General features: G+C 42.1%; 20 protein-coding genes. 19 read left to right on the top strand and 1 reads right to left on the bottom strand.

Annotated elements, in window-relative coordinates:
• Positions 1-101: 101 nt before the first annotated feature.
• The 19 genes from ACVC7T_RS07010 to ACVC7T_RS06920 all read left to right on the top strand — a co-directional run bounded on the left by ACVC7T_RS07010 (position 102) and on the right by ACVC7T_RS06920 (position 22,671).
• Positions 102-1,874, top strand: a complete 1,773-nt coding sequence (locus ACVC7T_RS07010; RefSeq protein WP_447262701.1) for a glycoside hydrolase family 35 protein — start codon at positions 102-104, stop codon at positions 1,872-1,874.
• 13 nt (positions 1,875-1,887) lie between these two features.
• Positions 1,888-2,373, top strand: coding sequence for a PTS system mannose/fructose/N-acetylgalactosamine-transporter subunit IIB (locus tag ACVC7T_RS07005; RefSeq protein WP_105123427.1), 486 nt, complete (start codon positions 1,888-1,890; stop codon positions 2,371-2,373).
• Positions 2,374-2,412: 39 nt separating this feature from the next.
• Complete coding sequence (locus ACVC7T_RS07000; protein ID WP_161943055.1) at positions 2,413-3,309, top strand: PTS mannose/fructose/sorbose/N-acetylgalactosamine transporter subunit IIC; 897 nt, start codon at positions 2,413-2,415, stop codon at positions 3,307-3,309.
• Positions 3,296-4,117, top strand: a complete 822-nt coding sequence (locus ACVC7T_RS06995; RefSeq protein WP_105161240.1) for a PTS system mannose/fructose/sorbose family transporter subunit IID — start codon at positions 3,296-3,298, stop codon at positions 4,115-4,117. The genes ACVC7T_RS07000 and ACVC7T_RS06995 overlap by 14 nt, the downstream gene beginning before the upstream one ends.
• Before the next feature lies 1 nt (position 4,118).
• The gene (locus ACVC7T_RS06990; RefSeq protein ID WP_105111199.1) at positions 4,119-4,520 is read left to right on the top strand and encodes a PTS sugar transporter subunit IIA; all 402 of its coding nucleotides are present in this window, start codon (positions 4,119-4,121) and stop codon (positions 4,518-4,520) included.
• A 266-nt stretch (positions 4,521-4,786) separates the two neighbouring features.
• Positions 4,787-5,788, top strand: coding sequence for an aldose epimerase family protein (locus tag ACVC7T_RS06985; RefSeq protein ID WP_447262700.1), 1,002 nt, complete (start codon positions 4,787-4,789; stop codon positions 5,786-5,788).
• 108 nt (positions 5,789-5,896) lie between these two features.
• Positions 5,897-6,151, top strand: a complete 255-nt coding sequence (locus ACVC7T_RS06980; RefSeq protein WP_105111201.1) for a DUF1912 family protein — start codon at positions 5,897-5,899, stop codon at positions 6,149-6,151.
• 16 nt (positions 6,152-6,167) lie between these two features.
• Complete coding sequence (locus ACVC7T_RS06975; RefSeq protein ID WP_105111272.1) at positions 6,168-6,575, top strand: helix-hairpin-helix domain-containing protein; 408 nt, start codon at positions 6,168-6,170, stop codon at positions 6,573-6,575.
• A gap of 58 nt (positions 6,576-6,633) precedes the next feature.
• On the top strand, positions 6,634-7,740 hold the full coding sequence (locus ACVC7T_RS06970) for a hypothetical protein (protein WP_447262699.1): 1,107 nt from the start codon (positions 6,634-6,636) through the stop codon (positions 7,738-7,740).
• A 310-nt stretch (positions 7,741-8,050) separates the two neighbouring features.
• Entirely contained in the window at positions 8,051-8,638 is a 588-nt protein-coding gene (locus ACVC7T_RS06965; protein WP_447262698.1) for a GNAT family N-acetyltransferase, read from the top strand.
• Positions 8,639-8,727: 89 nt separating this feature from the next.
• Positions 8,728-9,771 carry an EcsC family protein gene (locus ACVC7T_RS06960; RefSeq protein ID WP_354368171.1) on the top strand — a complete coding sequence of 348 codons (1,044 nt, stop codon included), beginning with the start codon at positions 8,728-8,730 and terminating at the stop codon, positions 9,769-9,771.
• Positions 9,772-12,420, top strand: coding sequence for a valine--tRNA ligase (locus ACVC7T_RS06955; RefSeq protein ID WP_447262697.1), 2,649 nt, complete (start codon positions 9,772-9,774; stop codon positions 12,418-12,420).
• A 175-nt stretch (positions 12,421-12,595) separates the two neighbouring features.
• Positions 12,596-13,396, top strand: coding sequence for a Fic family protein (locus ACVC7T_RS06950; protein ID WP_447262696.1), 801 nt, complete (start codon positions 12,596-12,598; stop codon positions 13,394-13,396).
• A gap of 87 nt (positions 13,397-13,483) precedes the next feature.
• Positions 13,484-14,560, top strand: coding sequence for a DNA cytosine methyltransferase (locus tag ACVC7T_RS06945; RefSeq protein ID WP_447262695.1), 1,077 nt, complete (start codon positions 13,484-13,486; stop codon positions 14,558-14,560).
• Positions 14,557-16,401, top strand: a complete 1,845-nt coding sequence (locus tag ACVC7T_RS06940; RefSeq protein WP_447262694.1) for an ATP-dependent nuclease — start codon at positions 14,557-14,559, stop codon at positions 16,399-16,401. Before ACVC7T_RS06945 ends, ACVC7T_RS06940 begins: the two co-directional genes overlap by 4 nt.
• Positions 16,402-16,446: 45 nt before the next feature.
• Positions 16,447-17,679, top strand: a complete 1,233-nt coding sequence (gene dcm, locus ACVC7T_RS06935) for a DNA (cytosine-5-)-methyltransferase (RefSeq protein WP_447262693.1) — start codon at positions 16,447-16,449, stop codon at positions 17,677-17,679.
• A gap of 66 nt (positions 17,680-17,745) precedes the next feature.
• The gene (locus tag ACVC7T_RS06930) at positions 17,746-19,341 is read left to right on the top strand and encodes a hypothetical protein (protein ID WP_447262692.1); all 1,596 of its coding nucleotides are present in this window, start codon (positions 17,746-17,748) and stop codon (positions 19,339-19,341) included.
• Positions 19,325-20,380: an MmcQ/YjbR family DNA-binding protein gene (locus tag ACVC7T_RS06925; protein WP_447262691.1), complete on the top strand. Its 1,056-nt coding sequence runs from the start codon at positions 19,325-19,327 to the stop codon at positions 20,378-20,380. Before ACVC7T_RS06930 ends, ACVC7T_RS06925 begins: the two co-directional genes overlap by 17 nt.
• A gap of 617 nt (positions 20,381-20,997) precedes the next feature.
• Positions 20,998-22,671, top strand: a complete 1,674-nt coding sequence (locus ACVC7T_RS06920) for an ABC transporter ATP-binding protein (RefSeq protein ID WP_394732067.1) — start codon at positions 20,998-21,000, stop codon at positions 22,669-22,671.
• 94 nt (positions 22,672-22,765) lie between these two features.
• Here the strand turns inward: ACVC7T_RS06920 and ACVC7T_RS06915 are convergent.
• Positions 22,766-22,861 (bottom strand): IS3 family transposase (locus tag ACVC7T_RS06915; RefSeq protein WP_136117368.1); only part of this gene is annotated, 96 nt, incomplete at its 5' end.

Below are 22,861 nucleotides of genomic sequence, written 5' to 3'. Positions count from 1 at the left end.
AAAAAATTTTACATTTTTTCAAAAAAACTACTGGACATAACCAGTAATTTGTGTTAATATATTGATAACAAAGGGATGCAGCGACATCGGAGGCAAAATAAATGCAGAAATTTGAAATAAAGGATCAGTTCTATTTGGATCAGAAGTCTTTCAAAATTCTTTCTGGTGCAATTCATTATTTTCGGGTTCACCCTGATGATTGGTATCACTCTTTGTACAATTTAAAGGCCCTGGGTTTTAATACAGTTGAAACCTACGTCCCCTGGAACTGGCACGAGCCTCAGAAAGGTCAGTTCAACTACGAAGGAATCTTAGATATCGAACGATTTCTAAGCATTGCTCAGGATTTAGGGCTATATGCTATTGTTCGTCCTTCCCCCTATATTTGCGCAGAGTGGGAATGGGGAGGTCTCCCCGCTTGGTTGATGACGGAGGAGCTTCGGATACGTTCGCACGATGCAACTTATCTGAGGCATTTAGATGAATATTACGCTTCTCTTCTTCCGAAATTGGCCAAGCACCAACTCTCACAAGGTGGAAACATTCTCATGTTCCAAGTGGAAAATGAATATGGTTCCTACGGTGAGGACAAGGAATACCTGAGAGCAGTAGCAGATTTGATGAGAAAGCATGGCCTGACAGCTCCCTTTTTCACATCGGATGGTCCATGGAGAGCCACTTTGAGAGCTGGTACCCTGATAGACGATGATATTTTGGTCACAGGAAACTTTGGTTCCAAGGCTGCAGAAAACTTTGCTATGATGCAAGATTTCTTCGATGAATACGATAAGAAGTGGCCACTCATGTGTATGGAATTTTGGGATGGATGGTTCAATCGCTGGGGAGATGAGATTATTCGCCGGGATCCAGATGAGCTTGCCCAGTCTGTCATGGATTGTATCCAGCTTGGGTCTATCAATCTTTACATGTTCCATGGAGGGACTAACTTCGGCTTTATGAACGGCTGTTCGGCCCGGGGTCAGATTGATTTACCACAGGTAACTTCCTATGACTACGATGCCATCTTGGATGAGGCGGGGAATCCTACTAAGAAATTCTATGCTATTCAATCCTTGATGAAGGAAGTCTATCCAGAATCGAACTATGCTGAACCACTCATTAAAGCAGCCAAAGCCTACCCATCGGTGGAATTAGAGGCAAAAGTTAGTCTCTTTGGGACACTAGAAAATGTAAGCGGTTCCCTATCTAGCTTCTATCCACAAAATATGGAAGAGTTGGGTCAGAATACAGGCTACATTCTCTACCAGACTACCATTGAAAAGGATAAGGATGAGGCGGAACGGTTTAGAGTGATTGATGCGCGTGACAGGATACAGGTCTATGCAGATGGCCATCTGGTCACAACTCAGTATCAGACGGAAATCGGTGAGGATATTGAGCTGGATTTGCAGAATCAGCACACCGACATTTCAATCCTGGTCGAAAATATGGGACGTGTCAATTATGGTCACAAGCTAACCGCACCAACCCAGTCCAAAGGTATTGGTCGGGGCGCGATAGCTGATCTTCACTTTATCGGCAATTGGCAAACCTATCCTCTCCCCCTAGAATCTGTAGAAACGGTAGATTTTACCAAGGAGTGGAAGGAAGGGCAACCAGCCTTTTACCGCTACCGATTTGAAGTGGATGAACTGGCAGACACCTACCTGGACATGACAGGATTTGGTAAGGGTGTAGTATTTGTAAACAATGTTAATATTGGTCGGTTTTGGGAAAAAGGCCCAATCCTCTATCTCTATCTTCCGAAAGGATACTTAAAGAAAGGAGAGAATGAGATTATCGTCTTCGAGACGGAAGGAAGCTATAGAGAGAAGATAAGCTTTTCACAAGAACCCATCTATAAAGAAATCTAAAAGGAGAACTAGTATGGCAATTATTGCTACACGTATTGATGGTCGTTTGATCCACGGTCAGGTTGCTAACCTATGGACTACCAAATTAAATATCGGTCGTATCATGGTTATTGACGATGCTGTTGCTCAAAACGACATTGAAAAACAAGGATTGAAATTAGCTTGCCCACCTGGTGTAAAATTATCCATTTTACCTATCGAAAAAGCAGCTAACAACATCAAGGAAGGTAAGTACGATAGCCAACGTCTCTTGATTGTGGCACGTCGCCCTGAAAACTTCCTGCGCTTGGTTGAATATGGTGTAGAAATTCCTGAATTGAACGTAGGGAACATGTCTCAAACACCTGAAACGCGTTCAGTGACTCGTTCTATCAACGTGGTTGATAAGGATATCGCTGATTTTGATGCCTTGGTTGCCAAGGGAGTAAAATTGATTGCTCAAATGGTACCAGGTGATACACCTAAAGACTTTATGCCTTTGTTGGATAAAGTTCGTTAACATTCGGATATTTTTGAAAAATTTTAAAGGAGGAACACTATTATGCAATTCTGGCAAATAGTACTTTTAACGCTCTACTCTGCTTATCAGATTTGTGATGAGTTGACTATCGTATCGTCAGCAGGTTCACCAGTCTTTGCAGGGTTCATCTCAGGCTTGATCATGGGTGATATGGCCACTGGTCTTGCTATCGGTGCATCTCTTCAATTGATGGTACTCGGTGTTGGTACCTTCGGTGGTGCATCTCGTATCGACGCAACTTCAGGTGCGGTTCTTGCGACAGCTTTCTCTGTTTCACAAGGTATCGATCCAGAACTTGCGGTATCAACTATCGCGGTACCAGTAGCGGCACTTCTTGTTTATACTGATATTGCAGGTCGTTTCTCAACTACTTACTTCGCACACCGTGTGGATGCTGCGGTTGAAAAATTCGACTACAAAGCAATCGAGCGTAACTACCTTCTTGGTGCGATTCCATGGGCACTCTCTCGTGCACTTCCAGTCTTCTTGGCTCTCACTTTCGGTGGTGGCTTCGTTGAATCAATGGTTAACACTATCCAACAATACCAATGGGTTGCTGATGGTTTGACTCTCGCTGCTCGTATGCTTCCAGGTCTTGGATTTGCAATCTTGCTCCACTACCTTCCACTTAAACGTAACCTTCACTACTTGGCAATCGGTTTTGCCCTTACAGCTATGTTGACTGTTCTTTACGGTAACGTATCTGCTTTGGGTGGTGCTGTTGCAGGCATCGTTGGAACTCTTCCAGAAGATGCAGGTGTATCATTTGTAAACAACTTCAAAGGTTTGTCAATGATCGGTATTGCGATTATCGGTGCATTCCTTTCAGTATTGCACTACATCAATAGCCAAAAAGTAGCAGTGGTTGCTCCATCAAATTCAGAAAGTGGGGAAATTGACGATGACGAAATCTAATTACAAATTAACAAAAGAAGATTTTAATCAAATCAACAAACGTAGCTTGTTCACTTATCAATTGGGTTGGAACTACGAGCGGATGCAGGGTTCTGGTTACCTTTACATGATTTTGCCTCAATTGCGTAAAATGTATGGAGATGGAACTCCTGAATTGAAAGAAATGATGCAATTGCATACACAATTCTTCAACACTTCTCCATTCTTCCACACCATCATCACTGGTATTGACCTTGCCCTCGAAGAAAGCGACGGTGTTGCTTCTAAAGATGCGGTTAATGGTATCAAGACTGGTTTGATGGGACCATTTGCCCCTATCGGTGACTCTATCTTTGGTTCCTTGGTACCAGCTATCATGGGTACAATTGCAGCGACTTTTGCATCTGATGGGAACCCACTCGGTATCTTCCTCTGGGTTGCTGTAGCAGTTGTCTACGACATCTTCCGTTGGAAACAGTTGGAAGTTGCTTACAAAGAAGGTACTAAACTGATCACAACAATGCGCGATCGTTTGACTGCCCTTGTTGATGCAGCATCTGTAATGGGTGTCTTCATGATGGGTGCCTTGATTGCAACTATGATTAACTTTGAAGTATCTTGGACTCCAGCAATCGGTGAGAAAACAATTGATATCCAAGACTTGTTGAACTCAATCTTCCCACGTTTGGTTCCTGCAATCTTCACAGGCTTTGTCTTCTGGTTGTTGGGCCGCAAGGGTATGACTTCAACTAAGGCTATCTTGATTATCATTGTATTGGCACTTGCCTTCTCAGCGCTTGGTCGCTTCGCATTTGGTATGGGCGCTTAATATGACGAAGAGCTTAGTGTTAGTAAGTCATGGAACATTCTGTCAGGAACTCAAACAATCAACTGAGATGATTATGGGGCCACAGGACAATATCTTTACTGTGGCACTCCTTCCTGAAGAAGGTCCAGAAGACTTCCAGAAAAAATTTGAAGAAACAATTGCAGATTTAGACGACTTTGTTGTCTTCGCAGATTTACTTGGTGGAACACCTGCTAACGTGGTTTCTCGTAAATTGATTGACGGTGCGCAGTTTGACCTCTATGCAGGTATGAACATGCCGATGGTCATCGGTTTCTTGAATGGTGTTCTCCTAGGAGAGGACGTTGACTACGTCGAATTTGGTTCAACCAATATTCAACACATCAACAAACTCCTCACATCTAGCGATGATGAGGATGAGTGAAACAGTTAGGGAAGTGACTGTTTCAGCCCGAGCCTGAAAATACAAAAGCAAGGACAGTCAGGGAAGTTGAAACAGTTTGGGGAACTGTTTCAACTGGTCACCTTGAAATGAAAGAGTGACCAAAGACAGCCCGAGCTTAGAAATAAGAGAGCGAGGGTTATTCCAAAGTATTATAGCAAGTTTATACTAGCTTTAAATAGGCTTTAAGTATCCTGAGGGGAAGCAAGTTGATTGCCTCCCCTCATTTGATGTTGTGAGGAAAAGCAATGATTGAAGTAAAAGAATTTGGTAAACAAGCGAAGCTTTATTACATGAAAAATAAGAATGGCATGCAGGTCACTCTGACTGATTTTGGTGCCAGAGTGGTGGAAGTACTCTTGCCAGTAGAGGAAAATGGTGGTTTACGCAATGTCAGTTTGGCTGCTGGGTCGGATGATGATTACCGTAAGACAGACTTGTACCCTGGTTCAAGCATTGTCCCAGTAGCGGGGCGTATTTCAGGAGCCCAGGCTGAGATAAAGGGAACCAGTTATCAGTTCACAGAAAATGAGCCAGGTCGCACCTTGCATGGTGGGATTGACACGGCAAATGAACAGTACTGGGATGTTGCTCTTGACCACGAAAAAAATCAAGTTACCTTTGGGATTGTCCTAAAAGATGGTTTCAATGGTTTTCCAGGAGATGTGAGGGTTGAGGCTATTTATGGTCTAACAGACCAGAATGAGTTGACGGTAGATTATCGGGCGGTGTCTAGCAAAGATACGATTTTCAATCCGACCAATCATATCTATTTCAACTTAACGGGGGATTTTCAGCAGTCAGTGGTAGACCATGAAATTCGAATTGCAGCCAATCGCTATGCTCCGCTTGGTGAGGATAATCTGCCAACCGGTGTCTTAGAGGATGTGACGGGAACGCCGTTTGATTTTAGAGAGGGAGCAAAATTTGCTCAGGGCTTTGACAGCCAGCACCCTCAGAATATCCTTGTGAAAGGCTATGACCATCCGTGGCTTTTGGAGCAAGTGGAGGTTCCGGTTGAGGTTGTCAGCCCAGATGGGCAGATTACACTTGCTGTGCGAACCAATCAGGCATCAGTGGTCATCTACACCTACAATTATCCTGTTGAAGCTTTGGCTGCCTACCATGGTGCCTTTAGCTTGGAATGCCAGGCTCTGCCAAATGCTTGCAACCTAGATGGCTTTGGCTCTATTTTGCTAGAAAAAGATGAGGAATTCTTGTCTGAAACAGTTTATCAATTTACTTGGTAAGAAGGAGAGGCTCTAACTGTGTTGCAGTTAGGGTTTTCTTGTGTTTTCCAGAAAATATGGTATAATAAACCGGTGTGTTTCAAACGAAACAGACGAAAGAGGAAAATAATGACGAAAGAACAAGAATTTTTAAAAGAATTTGAGGCCTGGGTCAATACACAGGTTATGGTAAATGAGATGGCGGTAGAAGAAAGCCGTCGTGTATTGGAAGAGGATAAGGATGAGCGTGCAGCGGATGCCTACATCCGTTACGAAAGTAAGCTAGATGCTTATCGCTTTATCCAAGGAAAATTTGCCAACTATCATGCTGGCAAGAGCTTCCATGATTTACCAGATGGCTTATTTGGCCAAAAACATTATTAAAGAGAGGACAAAAATCTTGGCAAAGAAAAATGTAAATCGTAAAAAATTATTGAAAAAACAACTAGCAGACTTGAGACGAGCAGGGCGTGTCGGTCTTGACACTGCTCGCGGAGCTGTTGAGACAGTCGCACATCAGGCTGAAACTGTAGTTGAAAAAGCTGAAACTGCGGTAGAGAAGGCTGTAGAACAAGTGAAAGAAGTTGTAGCAGAGGTGACTTCTTCAGCGGCTTCATTGGATGACTTTTTGGCACTTCCTGAGTTGGAGGGTATTGCGGCAGCACGTTTGGAAACCTTCTACGAAGCAGGTATTCAATCTGTAGAGGATTTCGCAAACCACACAGAAAAAGAGCTCTTGGCTCTTAAAGGCATCGGTCCTGCAACTATCAAGCAGTTGAAGGAAAAAGCGATTGAATTGAAAGCTTAAGAAGCACCGTCCCTGGAATCACGTAACAATAATCTACAGGGTAATTAATAAATAAGACATGAATCAAAAAAATTTTATCAAACAATTTAAAAAAGTTCATGGGCGCAATCCCTCTCCAGTTGAATTGCATCAAGCGATTCAAGAGGGACGTGTGAGAGTAACATCTCGTACACCATTTTCTAAACGCCTTTTTTTAGTACTTGGGATAGCTGTTTTAGGAGTAGGTGGCTATTGTTTGAAACTGGCTTTGCAAGATACTGAGCAAGTAAAGGATGTCAAAGTAATTCCTTCTAAACAGAAAGAAGCAACAAGTACCTCAAAAACTACCTCCACAAGCTCCACTTCACGTTCAAGCTCTGCTTCAACAACCGCTAAAGCCACGTCCACAAGTTCCACTTCAAGTTCAAGCTCTACTTCAACAACTGCTAAAACCACAGAAACGACATCCAATAAAATGGATATAGAAGCGCTTTATAAGAGAGATTTAAGGAGTGTTCAGGGGGAGTGGACTAATGGTCAAGATACTCTGAAGTTGACGGATAAGCTGGTGGGTGATGTGGAGGTTATGCAACATGAAGATGGTTATGTTGAATACATCGTAACAGAAACTGGTGTGAGAACCAGTCGCATGGCTTACTTCTTTTTTCCTGCTGGCACTCCAACCATTGATTTAGCTGGTGCACAGATTTCAAATCAGGATGATACAACTAAGGATCGTGTTCTTGTGATGTCTGAAATGTATGGTTCATTTTATTACAGGGCTGATGAAAAAAGTGACAAGCAAGATGCATCAGTAGAAGGCGTGCAGGCTCAGATTAAAGAGCGGGTAAATCAGTACCGTAAGGATATCAATCGCTCATTGGCAACGCGTACAGATGCGATTGCTGATAATTTTGTAAAGGGATCTGAAAGTCATCGTATTACAGTTGATTGGGTGGTCAATGATTCAGCAAATGAGGGGATTGCGCGTTATGACTCCACAACCGATAGTATCTCCAATATTCAAGTATCAGGAAATACAGTCACTTGCGATATTTCCTATACCACTATCACTTCTTATACTGATGGTCGTTCACCAGCAACAGGTCACTCCAATCGACATTACGTTTTTGAAAAAACAGCAACAGGTTTGCTGATAAAGGACTTTGGTGGTCTGATAGAGTAAGGGCCAACAGATTGGTTTAAAGCAGGTGAGAGAGTTTGAGAAATCCAGTAAATTTCTTGCACTTGCCTGTCTTATTTGCTACAATAATAGCATTCAGAGGTGTTTTGGACTCCATTTGTCACAGGAAGCGGTGGTACTGAGAAATCCGCACAAATGTCAAAACTGGTTGCTGATGTTTTGAATCGAATAGATAAAGTGCAGATAATCAATCTGAACAAGGGTGGTACCGCGGAAATCAACTTCGTCCCTGTCTAGCAAGTCTAGGCGGGGATTTTTGCTGTTTTATGAGTATTATAGTAAGGAGATAAGGATGAAAGTTGTTGGAGAACTAAAAGATAATATGTTACCAGCTGTGGAGACGGATCGTCTCATCTTGCGTCAGCGGACGATAGATGATGTGCCAGATATGTTTGCTTACGTTAGCTTAGAAAATGTGGTTTATCCAGCTGGTCTGCCACTCGTTGCAACCTTGGAAGACGAGTATGATTATTTTGAAAATCACTACTACCAAAATCTTGAAAAAGAAAATCTGCCATCAGGCTATGGTATAACAGTCAAGGGGAACGACCGCATTATTGGCTCTTGCGATTTCAATCACCGTCATGAAGATGATGTCTTTGAAATTGGCTACATGCTCCATCCAGATTATTGGGGGAAAGGCATCATGGCAGAAGCTGTAGAGGCATTAATTGAGGTTGGATTTACACTTCTTAACCTTCATAAAGTCGAAATTGTTTGCTATGACTACAATAGACAAAGCAGACGTATCGCTGAAAAACTCGGTTTTACTCTGGAAGCTAGCATTCGTGATCGAAGAGATATTCAAGGCAATCGCTGTCATGATTTACGATACGGTCTGCTAAAAAGTGAGTGGGAGAAGATGAAAGAGTCAAGATAAAACTAGAAAAATGAGAACTTTTATCCAGAAGAACCAGGTCGGATTAAGGTTGAGTTGGTGGGGTGAATTTAAAATAGAGAGGACTCAAAATGGAAGTACAACAACCAATTAGAGATACAAAAGAGTTAGAGGCAATTGATACCTTATCTAATCGTTATAAGAAGTTAGTTGAGCCTAATCATTTGATGAAGTTTGGAAATGAATTAGGTAAATTAGTTCCTCAGGAAATAAAAAACTTTGTAGGTGGAATTGGACAAAATATTTCAGAACAAGAATTATATATCAAGGTTTTGGAACTGTTAGGTCAAGGTTTCCATGAAATTGAAAAACAAGCTGCAAAGTATTCCATTAGCAAAAAGGAAGTTGTTAAAAAATACAAGGGTGTCGAGTCTTTTGAAGAAATCGTCCTATTAAGAAGCTACCAGATTGCTAAAGTTGTTAGTGATTATAAAGTTCAAGATTTATTAGCTGCAGGGGTACAAGGAGCTGCTACAGGAGCACTTGGTTTTGCGGGTATTCCATTTAATCTAGCTTTAAGTACGTTTTTATACTTCCGTGCTGTACAGTCTATAGCACTACATTACGGATATGATGTTATCAATGATCCTGATGAGTTGGTAATTGCAAGTAAGGTTTATACTGATGCGATGAGTCCCTCAGTTAAAGGTGGGACTGACGAGCTTTCAACTGCTATTGCTAAAATTATGATAATGAGTAAGGCTACTATCATTCAACAGACTACTAGAAAAACTTGGTCTGATATGGCTGCTCGTGGTGGAATACCATTATTTTTGACTCAACTGAGAGCATTGGCTCACAAATCAGCACAGAAAGCAGTAGAAAAAGCAGGTCAAAAAGGACTAGAAAATACCTTGTTTAGAGAATCATTTGAGCTGATTGGAAAAAAACTGACTCAAAAAACTATAGAACGCAGTATTCCTGTTATTTCAGCAGGGATAGGGGCATTGATTGATACTGCTCAAATGCGTTCTGTTCTAGAGTTTGCAGATGTTTTTTATCAAAAACGCTTCCTAGCTGAAAAAGAGTACCGTATAGAATTACTAAAAAATAAAGATACCACAATAATTATCGATGCAGAATTCACAGAAAGTGAATCTAAAGGAGAAAAATAAATGTCAAAAGAATTATCACCAAAATACAATCCAGCCGAGGTTGAGGCTGGCCGTTACCAAACTTGGTTGGACCAAGATGTCTTTAAGCCGTCAGGCGATGCGGAGGCTAAGCCTTATTCTATCGTCATTCCGCCGCCAAACGTAACAGGGAAGTTGCACCTGGGACACGCTTGGGATACCACCCTTCAAGATATTATCATCCGTCAAAAGCGGATGCAGGGCTTTGATACCCTCTGGCTTCCAGGTATGGACCACGCGGGGATTGCTACTCAGGCTAAGGTTGAGGAACGCTTGCGTGAGCAAGGCGTAACCCGTTATGACTTGGGTCGTGAAAAATTCCTCGACAAAGTCTGGGAATGGAAGGATGAGTACGCTGCGACCATTAAAGAGCAGTGGGGTAAGATGGGGCTATCAGTAGACTACTCACGTGAGCGTTTCACACTTGACGAAGGACTGTCGAAAGCTGTTCGCAAGGTCTTTGTTGAACTCTACAAAAAAGGCTGGATCTACCGTGGTGAATTTATCATCAACTGGGACCCAGCGGCTCGCACAGCCCTTTCAGATATTGAAGTTATCCACAAGGATGTAGAAGGTGCCTTCTACCATATGAATTACATGTTGGAAGATGGTTCTCGTGCCCTTCAAGTTGCGACAACCCGTCCTGAAACCATGTTCGGTGACGTTGCGGTGGCGGTTAACCCAGAAGACCCACGTTACAAGGACTTGATTGGCAAAAACGTTATCCTGCCAATTGTTAACAAGTTAATTCCAATCGTTGCGGATGAACATGCAGACCCAGAATTTGGTACGGGGGTTGTGAAAATCACACCTGCCCACGATCCAAATGACTTCCTTGTCGGGCAACGCCACAATCTGCCACAAGTCAACGTGATGAACGACGACGGTACCATGAACGAGTTGGCAGGCGAATTTGCAGGTATGGACCGCTTTGAAGCCCGTAAGGCAACGGTTGCTAAGTTGCAAGAACTGGGAGCCCTTGTCGAAATCGAAAATCGTGTGCATTCCGTTGGTCACTCAGAGCGTACTGGTGTGGTAGTCGAGCCACGCTTGTCAACCCAGTGGTTTGTTAAGATGGACCAATTGGCCAAGAATGCCATTGCTAACCAAGACACAGCTGACAAGGTAGAATTTTACCCACCACGTTTCAACGATACTTTCCTTCAATGGATGGAAAATGTACATGACTGGGTTATCTCGCGTCAGCTTTGGTGGGGTCATCAGATTCCAGCATGGTATAACGAATCTGGCGAAATGTACGTTGGAGAAGAGGCTCCAGCAGGTGACGGTTGGGTACAGGATGAGGATGTCCTAGATACTTGGTTCAGCTCTGCCCTTTGGCCATTCTCAACCATGGGCTGGCCTGACGAAAATGCGGCGGACTTTAAGCGTTACTTCCCAACCTCAACCTTGGTAACGGGCTATGACATCATCTTCTTCTGGGTGTCTCGTATGATTTTCCAATCGCTTGAGTTCACAGGCCGTCAGCCATTCAAGAATGTGCTGATCCACGGTTTGATCCGTGACGAAGAAGGTCGCAAGATGTCTAAGTCACTCGGAAACGGGATCGACCCAATGGATGTCATCGAGAAATACGGTGCGGACGCTTTGCGTTGGTTCCTGTCAAACGGCTCTGCTCCTGGTCAAGATGTTCGCTTCTCTTATGAGAAGATGGACGCGTCTTGGAACTTCATCAACAAGATTTGGAACATTTCCCGCTATATCCTCATGAACAATGAAGGCTTGACCTTGGATGCAGCGCGTGAGAATGTCGCTAAAGTCGCAGCAGGTGAGGCTGGTAATGTGACGGACCGCTGGATTCTCCACAACCTCAACGAAACCATTGCCAAGGTCACTGAAAACTTTGACAAGTTCGAGTTTGGTGTGGCTGGTCACATCCTCTACAACTTCATCTGGGAAGAGTTCGCCAACTGGTATGTCGAACTGACCAAGGAGGTCCTTTACAGCAACAACGAGGCTGAGAAAGTCATGACCCGCTCTGTCCTTCTCTACACGCTGGACCAAATCCTTCGCCTCCTCCACCCAATCATGCCGTTTGTGACGGAAGAGATCTTCGCCCAGTATGCAGAGGGCTCTATCGTGGTGGCAGCCTACCCCGTTGTCAACCCGGCCTTTGAAAATGCGGAAGCTCACAAGGGAGTAGAAAGCCTCAAGGACTTGATCCGTTCGGTGCGAAATAGCAGAGCAGAAGTGAATGTTGCTCCATCTAAGCCGATTACCATCTTGATTAAGACGGCAGATGCTGAGCTTGAAACCTTCTTCAAGGCAAATGAAAACTACATCCGCCGCTTTACAAATCCAGAACAGTTGGAAATCAGCTCAAGTATTGCTGCACCAGAACTAGCCATGTCAGCCGTTATCACCGGTGCTGAAATCTTCTTACCATTAGCAGACCTTCTTAACGTAGAAGAAGAGTTGGCTCGTCTGGACAAAGAGCTTGCCAAATGGCAGAAAGAACTAGACATGGTTGGCAAAAAACTCAGCAACGAACGCTTCATCGCCAACGCCAAACCAGAAGTCGTTGAAAAAGAAAAAGAAAAACAAGCCGACTACCAAGCAAAATATGATGCGACAGTAGCGCGGATTGAAGAGATGAAAAAACTGGTCTAGTGGTCTAAAACCACTTGATACTTCGTCAACTCACCTTGCCGTACTCAAGTACTGTCTGCGGTGTCGTTTCCTAGTCTCAAGCTGATTTTAGCCACACTAGATTAAACAAATGCCCAGCCTTAAAAGGCTGGGTTTTATGGTATAATAAGGCTAGAAATTCAAACAGGAGGAGTCTATGCAACCAACCTACAATATTGATAATCCCAATCTTTCCTATGAAGCCAAGCAGGAGCTCTGGGAAACAGGTTTGGGTCTTCAAAAAGTGGACGGGTTGACTCCGTCCATTTATATGGAAGAGTTGGCGGATAGGCAAGCTCGTGGAGAGTACACCTATTTGCAGGTGTACGAGGAAATTACGAAATACCACCAGTCAACTGATGCCAGTACGCAGGAGGCAGACATTGTCGCTCTCCGAATTGTTGAAATACTCTCCCAAAATGGTTTTAGCCTCCGACCAACCATCCTCATTCATATCCACAAAGAGCTTTTTCAGGGTATTTTTGACAGCAGTATTCCAGTAGGTGAGTATCGAACGGTTAACATTACAAAAAATGAGCCAGTTTTAAAGGAGAATACTGTGATTTATTCAGATTTTCCATTGATCGCCGCCACTTTGGACTATGATTTCCAGCAAGAAAGGGATTTTTCTTATGCTGGATTAGATAAACAAGCCATTGTTGCCCATATCCAATCCTTTATCTCAGGCATCTGGCAAATACATCCATTCCGAGAAGGGAACACTAGAACTATAACTGTGTTTTTGGTCAAATATCTTCGTTCCCTTGGTTTTGAGTTTGATAACGAGCCTTTTCAAAAACATGCAAAATATTTCCGTGATGCCCTTGTGCTTGACAATGCTAAGTTAGTCAATAAACGTTCTGACTTTTTAACGGCCTTCTTTGAGAATCTCCTCTTGAATGGTCAGAATGATTTGTCAAGTGAGAGAATGTATGAGGAGTTGGGGATTGTTGAGTAACGGGAAAATAAGTGTATGTATCCAGTCTAAATAGGCTGGATTTTGTGGTATAATGTAAGGATAGAAGTTAAATTGAAGGTGTTGAGAATGAGTAAAATTATAGCAATAGATTTATTTAGTGGAGCTGGTGGTACTACAAGTGGCTTAAAAAAGGCTGGGATATCAGTACAAGCTGCTGTTGAAATAGATTCGGTGGCTTCTAAGACCTATCAATATAACAACAAGGAGGTTTCGCTATTTATAGAAGATATTTCAAATATTTCGGGAGAAGAGTTGTTGTCAAGGATTGAGTTAGACTTTAAGGACCGTTTACTATTGGTTGCTTGTCCTCCGTGTCAAGGTTTTTCCACAATTGGTACTAACGATGAAAATGATGAGCGAAATCAACTAATTTTTCAATATTTAAGACTAATTAAAGAAATTAAACCAGACTTTTTGTTGATGGAAAATGTTTTTGGTATGACAAGAGCAAAAAATCAATCAATTTTTTCTAAATTTATTGAAGGTATCGACAAAGATTACCACTTTATTTATGACATACTTAATACTGCTGATTTTGGGGTACCACAGTCACGTAAAAGACTAGTTTTACATGGAGTGAAGAAAAGTATCGCCCCGAAGAATTTTCAAATTGATTTACCAACAAAAACACATTCTAAAAATGGTAAGGGAGGTTTGAGTAAATGGGTAAATGCAGATATAATAATGGATTTGCCTCAGATAGAAGGTGGTGAAGAGTATATTGGTGATGGTATATATAATCATGTAGCAAATAAATTATCAGAAATCAATATTGAACGGATACGACATATTAGAAATAATGGTGGAAGTCGAAACTCTTTACCCGAGAATATGCAATTAAGGTGTCATATAGGGAAAAGTGGACACGGTGATGTATATGGTATCTTAGATATTTCTAAACCTTCTATTACAATTACAGGAGGCTGTATGTCTTATTCTAAGGGACGCTTTGGTCATCCAACTCAAGATAGAGCTCTGAGTGCTCGAGAAGCAGCTAGATTACAGTCTTTTGACGATGAGTATATCTTTATTGGTAATAGGGGACAGTTAGCTAAACAAATTGGAAACGCAGTTCCAGTAAAATTAGCTGAAGCTAGTGGAAATTATTTTCAAAAGATTGTTAAGGAGATTGTCAGTAGATGAGTGATATTAAAGAGTTGCTGGATAGATTAACTAATATGTTTAAAAGTAAACATATTTTCTATCCTTATATTGAACACATTCGTTTTCCGAAATACAAGGCCTTAGAAAAGGATTCTAGAATAAATTTCACATATCCCATCACTTTATTAGTTGGTCAAAATGGTTCGAATAAAACTTCTATTTTGCAAGCTTTATATGGTTCACCAGAAGGGAATAGTGTATCTGATTATTGGTTTAGTACTGAAGTAGATCGTATTGATGAAAAGGGGAAACATTGTTTAATTTACGGCTACTATCAGAAGGAAGCAGGTAAAATTGTTGAAATTCTTAAAGGAAGATCTGGTACTGCTAAGGGTAATGATTACTGGGAACCATATGCACCTCAAAAACAGTATGGGATGGAAAAACTGAAAGATGGAGAATATTTAAAATTTGGTAGTTCTTCTAAATCTCGCTGGGATGTTTTGAAAAAGAATGTGGTATATTGTGATTGTAAGGAATATGTTTCTGCATTTGATTTGTTTTTCTATCATTATAACTTTGAATCTACTAAATCTCAAAGAACTAAACAAGATTTTATTAGAAGACGATCGAAACCATTAGCAAAAGTTTTACAGAATGGTGATACAGAATATTCTTATTATAAAAAAGAAATGGTAGATACAAACCTCTCTATTGATAGTAATGTTTGTACAACAGTAAGCGAGATTATGGGGGAAACGTATTCTGAAATAAAAATGTTGACCCACAATTTTTATAATAAGTCCAGTGGGAATAAACCCTCAAAAACTATTTGGATACAGAAAAATGGTAAAGAATATTCAGAAGCATTTGCAGGAACTGGGGAAGCACGGCTTATTTTACTAGTAAATGATATTTTGAATGCTCCCGAAAAATCACTTGTACTTATTGATGAGCCAGAAATATCTCTACATCCAAGTGCTATTTATCGTTTTAAAAAATTTATTTTAGAGCAAGCCATTGCAAAAAAACATCAGATTGTAATTACGACACATTCGACCCAATTAGTCAAAGATTTTCCTAAAGAAGCGATAAAATTAGTTTCGAAGTTTGGTGATAAGATAAGGATTGATGAAAATATTGACTATCAAAATGCATTTTTTGAACTAGGTGAAGATTATAAAGATAAGAAGTTAATATATGTCGAAGATAGATTAGCACAGGCAACAGTGGAATATGTCATAGAGCATGAATCAAATGAAAACATCAAGAATAATGTGAGGGTCATGCAGTTACCTGGTGGAGCAGAGCAGATGGTTAAGAATCATATTGTGCCATCCGCAATAGAGGAGCAACAAAATAAATACTATTGGTTAGATGGTGATAAGAGACGTTCCTATGATGAAGGGAAGGTGGAATTTATCAAGAGCCATTTTTTAGAAAATGGTAAAGTTGTTTCGAAAAATATTCCAGAATCGGAGTATAAAAACTTGGATAAAATAATTAATGAACTATCTATTGCTTCGTATATAAAAATCGATGTCTCAGGAAATCAAGGTAATAAAAATGAAGAGGAATTAGTAAAAAAACAGAAGCAATTCATTGATTATTGGGCTAGATATGTAGAGTTTCTTCCTTGTAAAACGCCTGAAGAGGCTTTGGCTAGGCTAGATATTTCAAAAAATGGTACTTCTTATGATTTTGTTAAGGATCCTAATGGTAAAGAATATTTTAAAAAAAAGGCGGAAGAAGAATACAATACATCGGTGAATTCAGACACTATCTTTGCTGAGCAGCGTAGGGCGCTTGGAAAGTTGACAAAGAGTGATGATTTATATATTGATATCAAAAAGATGCTTGAAGCACTCTTTTTGGACTAGTTTAATATTGAGATTTCAAATATCTTTTAGAAAGCAGGTGCTTACATGACAAATTCTGTAAGTTCACGCCAGCAAGGGAAGTTTGCTATTGCAGCGTTCTTCTCTGGTGTTGGTGGAATTGAGTTGGGCTTTGAGCAGACCAACGAGTTCAGAGTGGTGTATGCCAACGAGTTTGATAAGTATGCCAGACAGACTTATCAGTTGAATTACCCAGATACTTATCTGGACGGGCGTGATATTCACGCAGTATTGCCAGAGGAAATTCCTTCGGAAACAGTCGATGTGATTGTCGGAGGCTTTCCGTGTCAGGCTTTTAGTATTGCCGGCTACCGCAAGGGTTTTGAAGATGACCGTGGCGACCTTTTCTTTGAGTTGCTTCGGATGATTGAAGCCAAGAAACCCAAGGCGATTTTCGTTGAGAACGTAAAGAACATGGTTTCGCACGACCACGGGAACACTTTCAAAGTTATCCGTGAAGCCTTGACCGAGAACAATTACTTTATCAAGTGGAAGGTCTTGAACGGCAAGGACTATGGGAACATCCCGCAAAACCGCGAACGGATCTATATTGTTGGCTTTGATAACAAGGAAGCCTACGACAAATTTGAATTTCCAGAGGAAATTAAGCTGACCACGGGGCTTCAAGATGTTATTGATTTTGGGGCAAAACCAGAGGAGAATTACTATTATCGTCAAGGGAAACAGCCCTTCTTTGACCAGTTGAAAGAGTCTGTTACCAGCCAGGATACGGTTTACCAGTGGCGACGCCAGTATGTAAGGGAAAATAAAAATGGTGTCGTGCCAACCCTGACAGCTAATATGGGAACTGGAGGGCACAATGTCCCCCTCATCTTGACAGACACTGGAGAAATTCGTAAACTGACACCGAAAGAAACCTTTAATGTTCAAGGCTATCCAAAGACCTTCAAGATTCCAGAAGGTGTTTCCAATGGACAACTCTACAAACAGGCTGGTAACAGTGTTGTCGTACCAGTTATTAAGCGGATTGCGGATAAGATTGCCGAGGCAATGAAAACTTCCTCTGGTCCGTCACAGTTGGAACGAACTGGCAATGTCGCTATCATTTATACAAAGATGAATGGTCAGTTTGAAGGGCAGTCTTATGTGAAAGACTTTGTTGCGACCTACGACGAAGCAATTGCTAAGTTAGATAGCTACAATGACGGTTTAGGAATTTTGTCAGACGAAGACTATCTACGTTTGGTCAAAAAAGGTGGGAATTTAGAATTTTATAGTATTGTTATTACGAATAATTAGGTAAGGGGACTAGTGAAAATCTAGTCTTCTTTTGCTATACTATGATTAGAAAATGAGGTAAAGTCTATGTGGGAAAAATTAAAAGCAGAGCAGAAAGAAAAGTATCGGACACTGATTACCAATTTTGCGAGTCTGAGCGAGGCTTTTTCGCAAAAGTCTGAAACAGATGAGGAAAATGAAACCTTTAATTATGTAGCTCCGATTATCAATTCCAAATTCCAAGAAACAGTCTTTCAGAGAGCCTTTCAAGCAGTTGGTGAGGATATTGCCAACACTTCTTTTGATGCTTCGGTTATGGTGGATAGTCAGTATAAATACTTAGTCGGCATCAAGTCTTTCGGCATTCAGTCAGGGGACCAAAAAGTTGCCCAGTTCAAGAAAGATTCGCAGGGATGGACCGAGATTTTACAAGAGATTAAGTTTAATGCGATGATTGCTCCAGATAAAGCAACGGCAGATAAAAATAATCAGGCACTTTACTTGAAACTGGCCAAGGAAATTTCTCTCTTGCGTAACCAGCGGATTGAATCTTCAAAAGCACAAATTCGTGGTTTTGCATCGGACTCAACGGTGGAGTCTGTTTACCATGTCTTAATGCCAACGGCAAAGGGAGCTAAGCCACAAATTTTTGTAGGAGAAACCAGTTACCTTCCGATTGATGTCGAAAATTTACAGATTAAGGGAGCGACCAGTCTAAAAACTCCGACAAATTTTGCCTTTACAGATGGCCAACATGATTACAAATATACCGCAGCAGATAGTCAACTTCACATGACATTCCATAACAAAGAGATAGTTGTAGATACATGGGATGTGGACTATGTGGTAGATCCATTTTATATTTTTGAAAATCTCCACACTTTATCTGCGGATGAGAAAGAAAACCAAGTTCTTGATACAGTGTCATGGGTTATCACAGATAAGCATGGTCATGTTGAAGAAAATTCAGGCTTTAATGCCTTTAATGGTGGAGCTAAGTTAGCTAAAAAAGATAGATTATCACGCATTCAGAGAATCCAAGAGGAATTTTCGGATCAGCTCAGCTCGGAAGAACTTGCATTTGTAACCTATTCTTTGGAGGAAATTTTATTGAAAAAGTGGTCCTCTAAAGAAGAAAAAGCTGAAATGAAAAAAATTCGGACTGCCTTGATAAACTTTGCTCAGAAGTCGAGAATTGAAAAGCTATCTGAAAAACTGGAGAAATTGGTTTACCGTCCAGTTAGTGAAGTTTACATTCCACTGCCGGATTCTAAAAAGTTTCATGATGCTCGACCAGACTTTTTCGGTCACAATGTTGGGACATTTGATGAAACAGGCAAAAAATTGGCACTGTCGAAAGAAGAACGAACTTTTACGCTTCGTTTTCTATCATCAGGAGATGCTATTGAAGCCTACATCAATCAAGAATCAGGCAAGGCCATTCAGTCGGTGGATAGGCAAGATATTCTTGGGGAATGGTTACTGAGAGGTGTATTTCAATTAGCTGAACGTGAAGTATTGACAGGCAAGAAATTAGAATCTCTGGAAATAAATGGTATTCGATTAACCAAATTCAAAAATGGTGAAATCGGTATTGAATTTATTTGGATTGATACTGAAAATCCACCAACAGATGCGATTGGCTGGGTTAGTAGAAAAGGAAAAAATGACAAATGTAAATAGCAAACTACAAATTCACCTCCCCTCTCTCCTCCCTTTCGGTTTCCTTTTCGCCAACAATCGTTACATCTACCGTGAGGTCTTCATGGAGGGGCAGTTTGAGGCGGTGGTGGAGGTGGATGAGGCTGGTCAGCTGTCGTCTTATATTTGGGATTGTGAGATGGAGGAGGTCTATACCGCCCATCTGGTGACTGCGCAAGCTGGGGCTTTTGTGGGGCAGGTGCGTGAGGCTTATCAGTCCATTTTGGATCGGGTAGAGGAGGCTTGTTGTGTCGCTCTGCCATTTTCCAAAGACCAAAGCAACCGCATAGCCCAGTTCATCAAGGAGAAGTGGGGTGACCTGCCTGACTATCCCTTTGCCAAGTTGCCGACCTATGGGGCCTTTCGCCACCCTGCCAATAACAAGTGGTACGCCCTGGTCAGTCAGATTCCGAGGGACAAGCTGGATGGGAGCGGTTCTCAAGAAGAGGTGGAGATTGTCAATCTCAAGGTTGACGGTCGGGAAACAGCAGAGCTGCTGAGTCAGTCGGGCATCTTCCCTGCCTACCATATGTCGAAGAAGGCCTGGGTGTCGGTCTTGCTGGATGATACGGTGGAGGACCAGACGGTGTTTGCCCTCCTTGAGAAAAGTCGCCATCTGGTAGGACCAAAATCCTACAAGGCAGTGCAGGGACCTGATTACTGGGTTATTCCTGCCAATCCCAAGGTCTATGATATTGATACCGAGTTTGCGGAAAATAAGGTAGTCTATTGGCCACAAAAATCAACCATTCAAGCTGGGGACATCGTAGCCATTTACATGACGGCGCCTGTTCAGGCCATTCGCTATGTCTGTCGGGTTTTGCAAGCCAATGTCACCAATCATGGTCAGTCGGATATCCCAAGTGACAAGTCAGTCATGCAGGTCGAGTTGATTGCACAGTTGCCAGATGACATCTTGCCTCGTCAAAGGATGATGGCTCTGGGTATCAAGGCAGTCCGAGGTCCTAGACGCTTGACCAAGGAGGCTATTGAGTACTTGAAATGTCAGCTGAAAGAGTGAAGTGGGTTTGATAGCAGTTTTAAAATTAGGAGGTCCCTATGTCTTTCTACATTGAAAAATCAAGGGCAGGGTGGCTAGGCATCTTAATCGTTTCATGAAAGCAATGAAAGAGGATGAAGCAGTAGCCAAGGTTTTACAACTATCAAAATAAGTAGATGTGTAAGGGGATCTCAAATTCCCTTATGAGTTTGTAGACAAAGCCTCTTTTAGGACTTTCCTGAGGTGATGTCGGACGGTAGTAAACTTTCTTGTTTCTGGGTTTACTCCTCAAACAGTCTCTCTGACTGTTTGAGCTACCTACGGAATTCCATACCTAGCCATTGAGCCTAAGGTCTCAACAGCTCCGAATGCTTGAGACGACAACGTCTCAAGCATTTTCATTACAGCGGAAAGTCTCGGTGTAGGCCCGCTTCGCTCGCAAAATGAGACTAATTTTTTAATTTTTCTAGCAGAGCTACTCAGTTTATTTTTCCAAAGTATAGTCTGTCTACATTCTGGTAAGGGAAAATAAAATTATTCCCTTATTTTTATCCCTAAGTTGTTAAAAAATTAGAACATTCAGAAGTTTTTAGTAATTCTAGCCGATTTTCAATCATCTTTTTGGTATAATAGGTACTATGGAAAAACTCATTGAATTCAAGGATTTTAGCTTTCAATACAAGGCCCAGCAGGAGCCGACATTGAGGGATATCAACTTAAGCATATATAAAGGTGAGAAAGTCTTGATTGTTGGACCTTCGGGCTCTGGTAAGTCAACACTGGGTCAATGTCTTAACGGCATTATTCCCAATATTTACCAAGGTAGTCATAGCGGCCAGCTCTTGATAGATGGTCAGGAGGCTTTTGACCTGTCTATTTATGAAAAATCCCTGCTAGTATCGACTGTTTTGCAGGATACGGACGGTCAGTTTATCGGTCTGTCTGTGGCAGAGGATTTGGCCTTTGCCTTGGAAAATGACATGGAAAGTCAAGAACTGATGCAGCAAAAAGTGGCTGATTGGTCCAATCGTTTGGAATTAAACCAGCTTCTCAACCACCGTCCCCAGGACCTGTCTGGTGGACAGAAGCAACGGGTCAGTCTGGCAGGTGTCCTGATTGATGAAAGTCCGATTTTGCTCTTTGATGAACCACTGGCCAATCTGGATCCCAAGTCTGGACAGGACACCATTGACTTGATTGATCGCCTGCACCAGCAGGAGGGAGCGACCACCATTATCATCGAGCATCGCTTGGAAGATGTTCTTTATAGACAGGTGGACCGCATCGTTCTCATCAATGCGGGACAAATCCTATTCAACGGTCAGCCGGATCAACTCTTGCAGACCAAGCTCTTGGTGGAAAATGGCATCCGCGAGCCACTCTATTTGGCAACCCTACGGGCTATGGGCTACCCTCTGGAGCAGGCAAATTCTTTATCAAGCCTGTCAGGTCTTGATTTGACAGGACTTCAATCAGTGGATTTGCTCTTAGACCGAGAAGAGGTCCTTGCCAAGCCGAGCTTGCTAGAGGTTAAAAACCTGAACTTCTCCTATCCGCAGAAACAGGCCCTCAAGGACATCCATTTCACCCTCTATAAGGGGGAACGTCTGGCTATTGTCGGGAAAAATGGAGCCGGAAAATCGACCCTAGCCAAGGCTCTCTGTGGTTTTCTGGATGTGGAAGGAGACTTTATCTGGCAGGGGCAATCCATCAAGGACGATTCGGTCAAAGAACGGGCCGAGCGGATTGGCTATGTCCTGCAAAATCCCAATCAGATGATCAGCCAGACCATGATTTTTGATGAAGTGGCTCTCGGTTTGAGAATGCGTGGAGTGGGTCAAGAAGAACTCGAAAAGCGGGTGCATAAGGCTCTGGAAGTTTGTGGTCTCTATTCATTCCGTAAGTGGCCGATTTCAGCCCTATCCTACGGTCAGAAGAAGCGGGTGACCATTGCCTCCATTTTGGTACTGGAGCCGGAAATTATTCTGCTGGATGAGCCAACAGCTGGGCAGGATGAGCGTCATTACCGTGAGATGATGGATTTCTTAGACGAGCTCAATCGACAAGGTCATACCATTGTCATGATTACCCACGATATGCAGCTGATGCTGGATTATTCGGACCGGGCCCTGGTTGTGGTGGATGGTCAGATTATTGCGGACCAGTCTCCAGCGGAAATCCTTTCGGATGCCGCTATCATTGACCAGGCTAATTTGAAAGAGACCTCTATTTTCCATTTGGCTCAGAGAATGGGAGTGGACCCTCTGGCCTTGACCAACTACTACATGCAGGAAGAAAGGAGAAAGTTATGAGCCAGCAAGCACTTATCGGCTACCAGCAGGGACGGGGCTTTATTTATGAACTATCTGCTGTCAGTGTACTGACCCCAAAAAGTTGGACAAATAATTATTGAAAGGATTTAGTTCTGTATTGGACAGGACTAAGTCCTTTTAATTTTGCTTTGATTCGTTTGTTGTTATAGTAAAAAATATAATCAGTAAT

The sequence above is a fragment of the Streptococcus sp. P25B114 genome, from assembly GCF_053010325.1.
The sequence above is the reverse complement of the archived record's forward strand: the minus strand, read 5'-3'. Positions and strand labels throughout refer to the sequence as shown.

What these genes read in the sequence shown, in the direction of transcription:
- ACVC7T_RS07010 (WP_447262701.1), top strand. Translation starts at nt 102, where the DNA reads ATGCAGAAATTTGAAATAAAGGATCAGTTCTATTTGGATCAGAAGTCT.
- ACVC7T_RS07005 (WP_105123427.1), top strand. Translation starts at nt 1,888, where the DNA reads ATGGCAATTATTGCTACACGTATTGATGGTCGTTTGATCCACGGTCAG.
- ACVC7T_RS06995 (WP_105161240.1), top strand. Translation starts at nt 3,296, where the DNA reads ATGACGAAATCTAATTACAAATTAACAAAAGAAGATTTTAATCAAATC.
- ACVC7T_RS06990 (WP_105111199.1), top strand. Translation starts at nt 4,119, where the DNA reads ATGACGAAGAGCTTAGTGTTAGTAAGTCATGGAACATTCTGTCAGGAA.
- ACVC7T_RS06985 (WP_447262700.1), top strand. Translation starts at nt 4,787, where the DNA reads ATGATTGAAGTAAAAGAATTTGGTAAACAAGCGAAGCTTTATTACATG.
- ACVC7T_RS06980 (WP_105111201.1), top strand. Translation starts at nt 5,897, where the DNA reads ATGACGAAAGAACAAGAATTTTTAAAAGAATTTGAGGCCTGGGTCAAT.
- ACVC7T_RS06970 (WP_447262699.1), top strand. Translation starts at nt 6,634, where the DNA reads ATGAATCAAAAAAATTTTATCAAACAATTTAAAAAAGTTCATGGGCGC.
- ACVC7T_RS06965 (WP_447262698.1), top strand. Translation starts at nt 8,051, where the DNA reads ATGAAAGTTGTTGGAGAACTAAAAGATAATATGTTACCAGCTGTGGAG.
- ACVC7T_RS06960 (WP_354368171.1), top strand. Translation starts at nt 8,728, where the DNA reads ATGGAAGTACAACAACCAATTAGAGATACAAAAGAGTTAGAGGCAATT.
- ACVC7T_RS06955 (WP_447262697.1), top strand. Translation starts at nt 9,772, where the DNA reads ATGTCAAAAGAATTATCACCAAAATACAATCCAGCCGAGGTTGAGGCT.
- ACVC7T_RS06950 (WP_447262696.1), top strand. Translation starts at nt 12,596, where the DNA reads ATGCAACCAACCTACAATATTGATAATCCCAATCTTTCCTATGAAGCC.
- ACVC7T_RS06945 (WP_447262695.1), top strand. Translation starts at nt 13,484, where the DNA reads ATGAGTAAAATTATAGCAATAGATTTATTTAGTGGAGCTGGTGGTACT.
- ACVC7T_RS06940 (WP_447262694.1), top strand. Translation starts at nt 14,557, where the DNA reads ATGAGTGATATTAAAGAGTTGCTGGATAGATTAACTAATATGTTTAAA.
- dcm (WP_447262693.1), top strand. Translation starts at nt 16,447, where the DNA reads ATGACAAATTCTGTAAGTTCACGCCAGCAAGGGAAGTTTGCTATTGCA.
- ACVC7T_RS06930 (WP_447262692.1), top strand. Translation starts at nt 17,746, where the DNA reads ATGTGGGAAAAATTAAAAGCAGAGCAGAAAGAAAAGTATCGGACACTG.
- ACVC7T_RS06925 (WP_447262691.1), top strand. Translation starts at nt 19,325, where the DNA reads ATGACAAATGTAAATAGCAAACTACAAATTCACCTCCCCTCTCTCCTC.
- ACVC7T_RS06920 (WP_394732067.1), top strand. Translation starts at nt 20,998, where the DNA reads ATGGAAAAACTCATTGAATTCAAGGATTTTAGCTTTCAATACAAGGCC.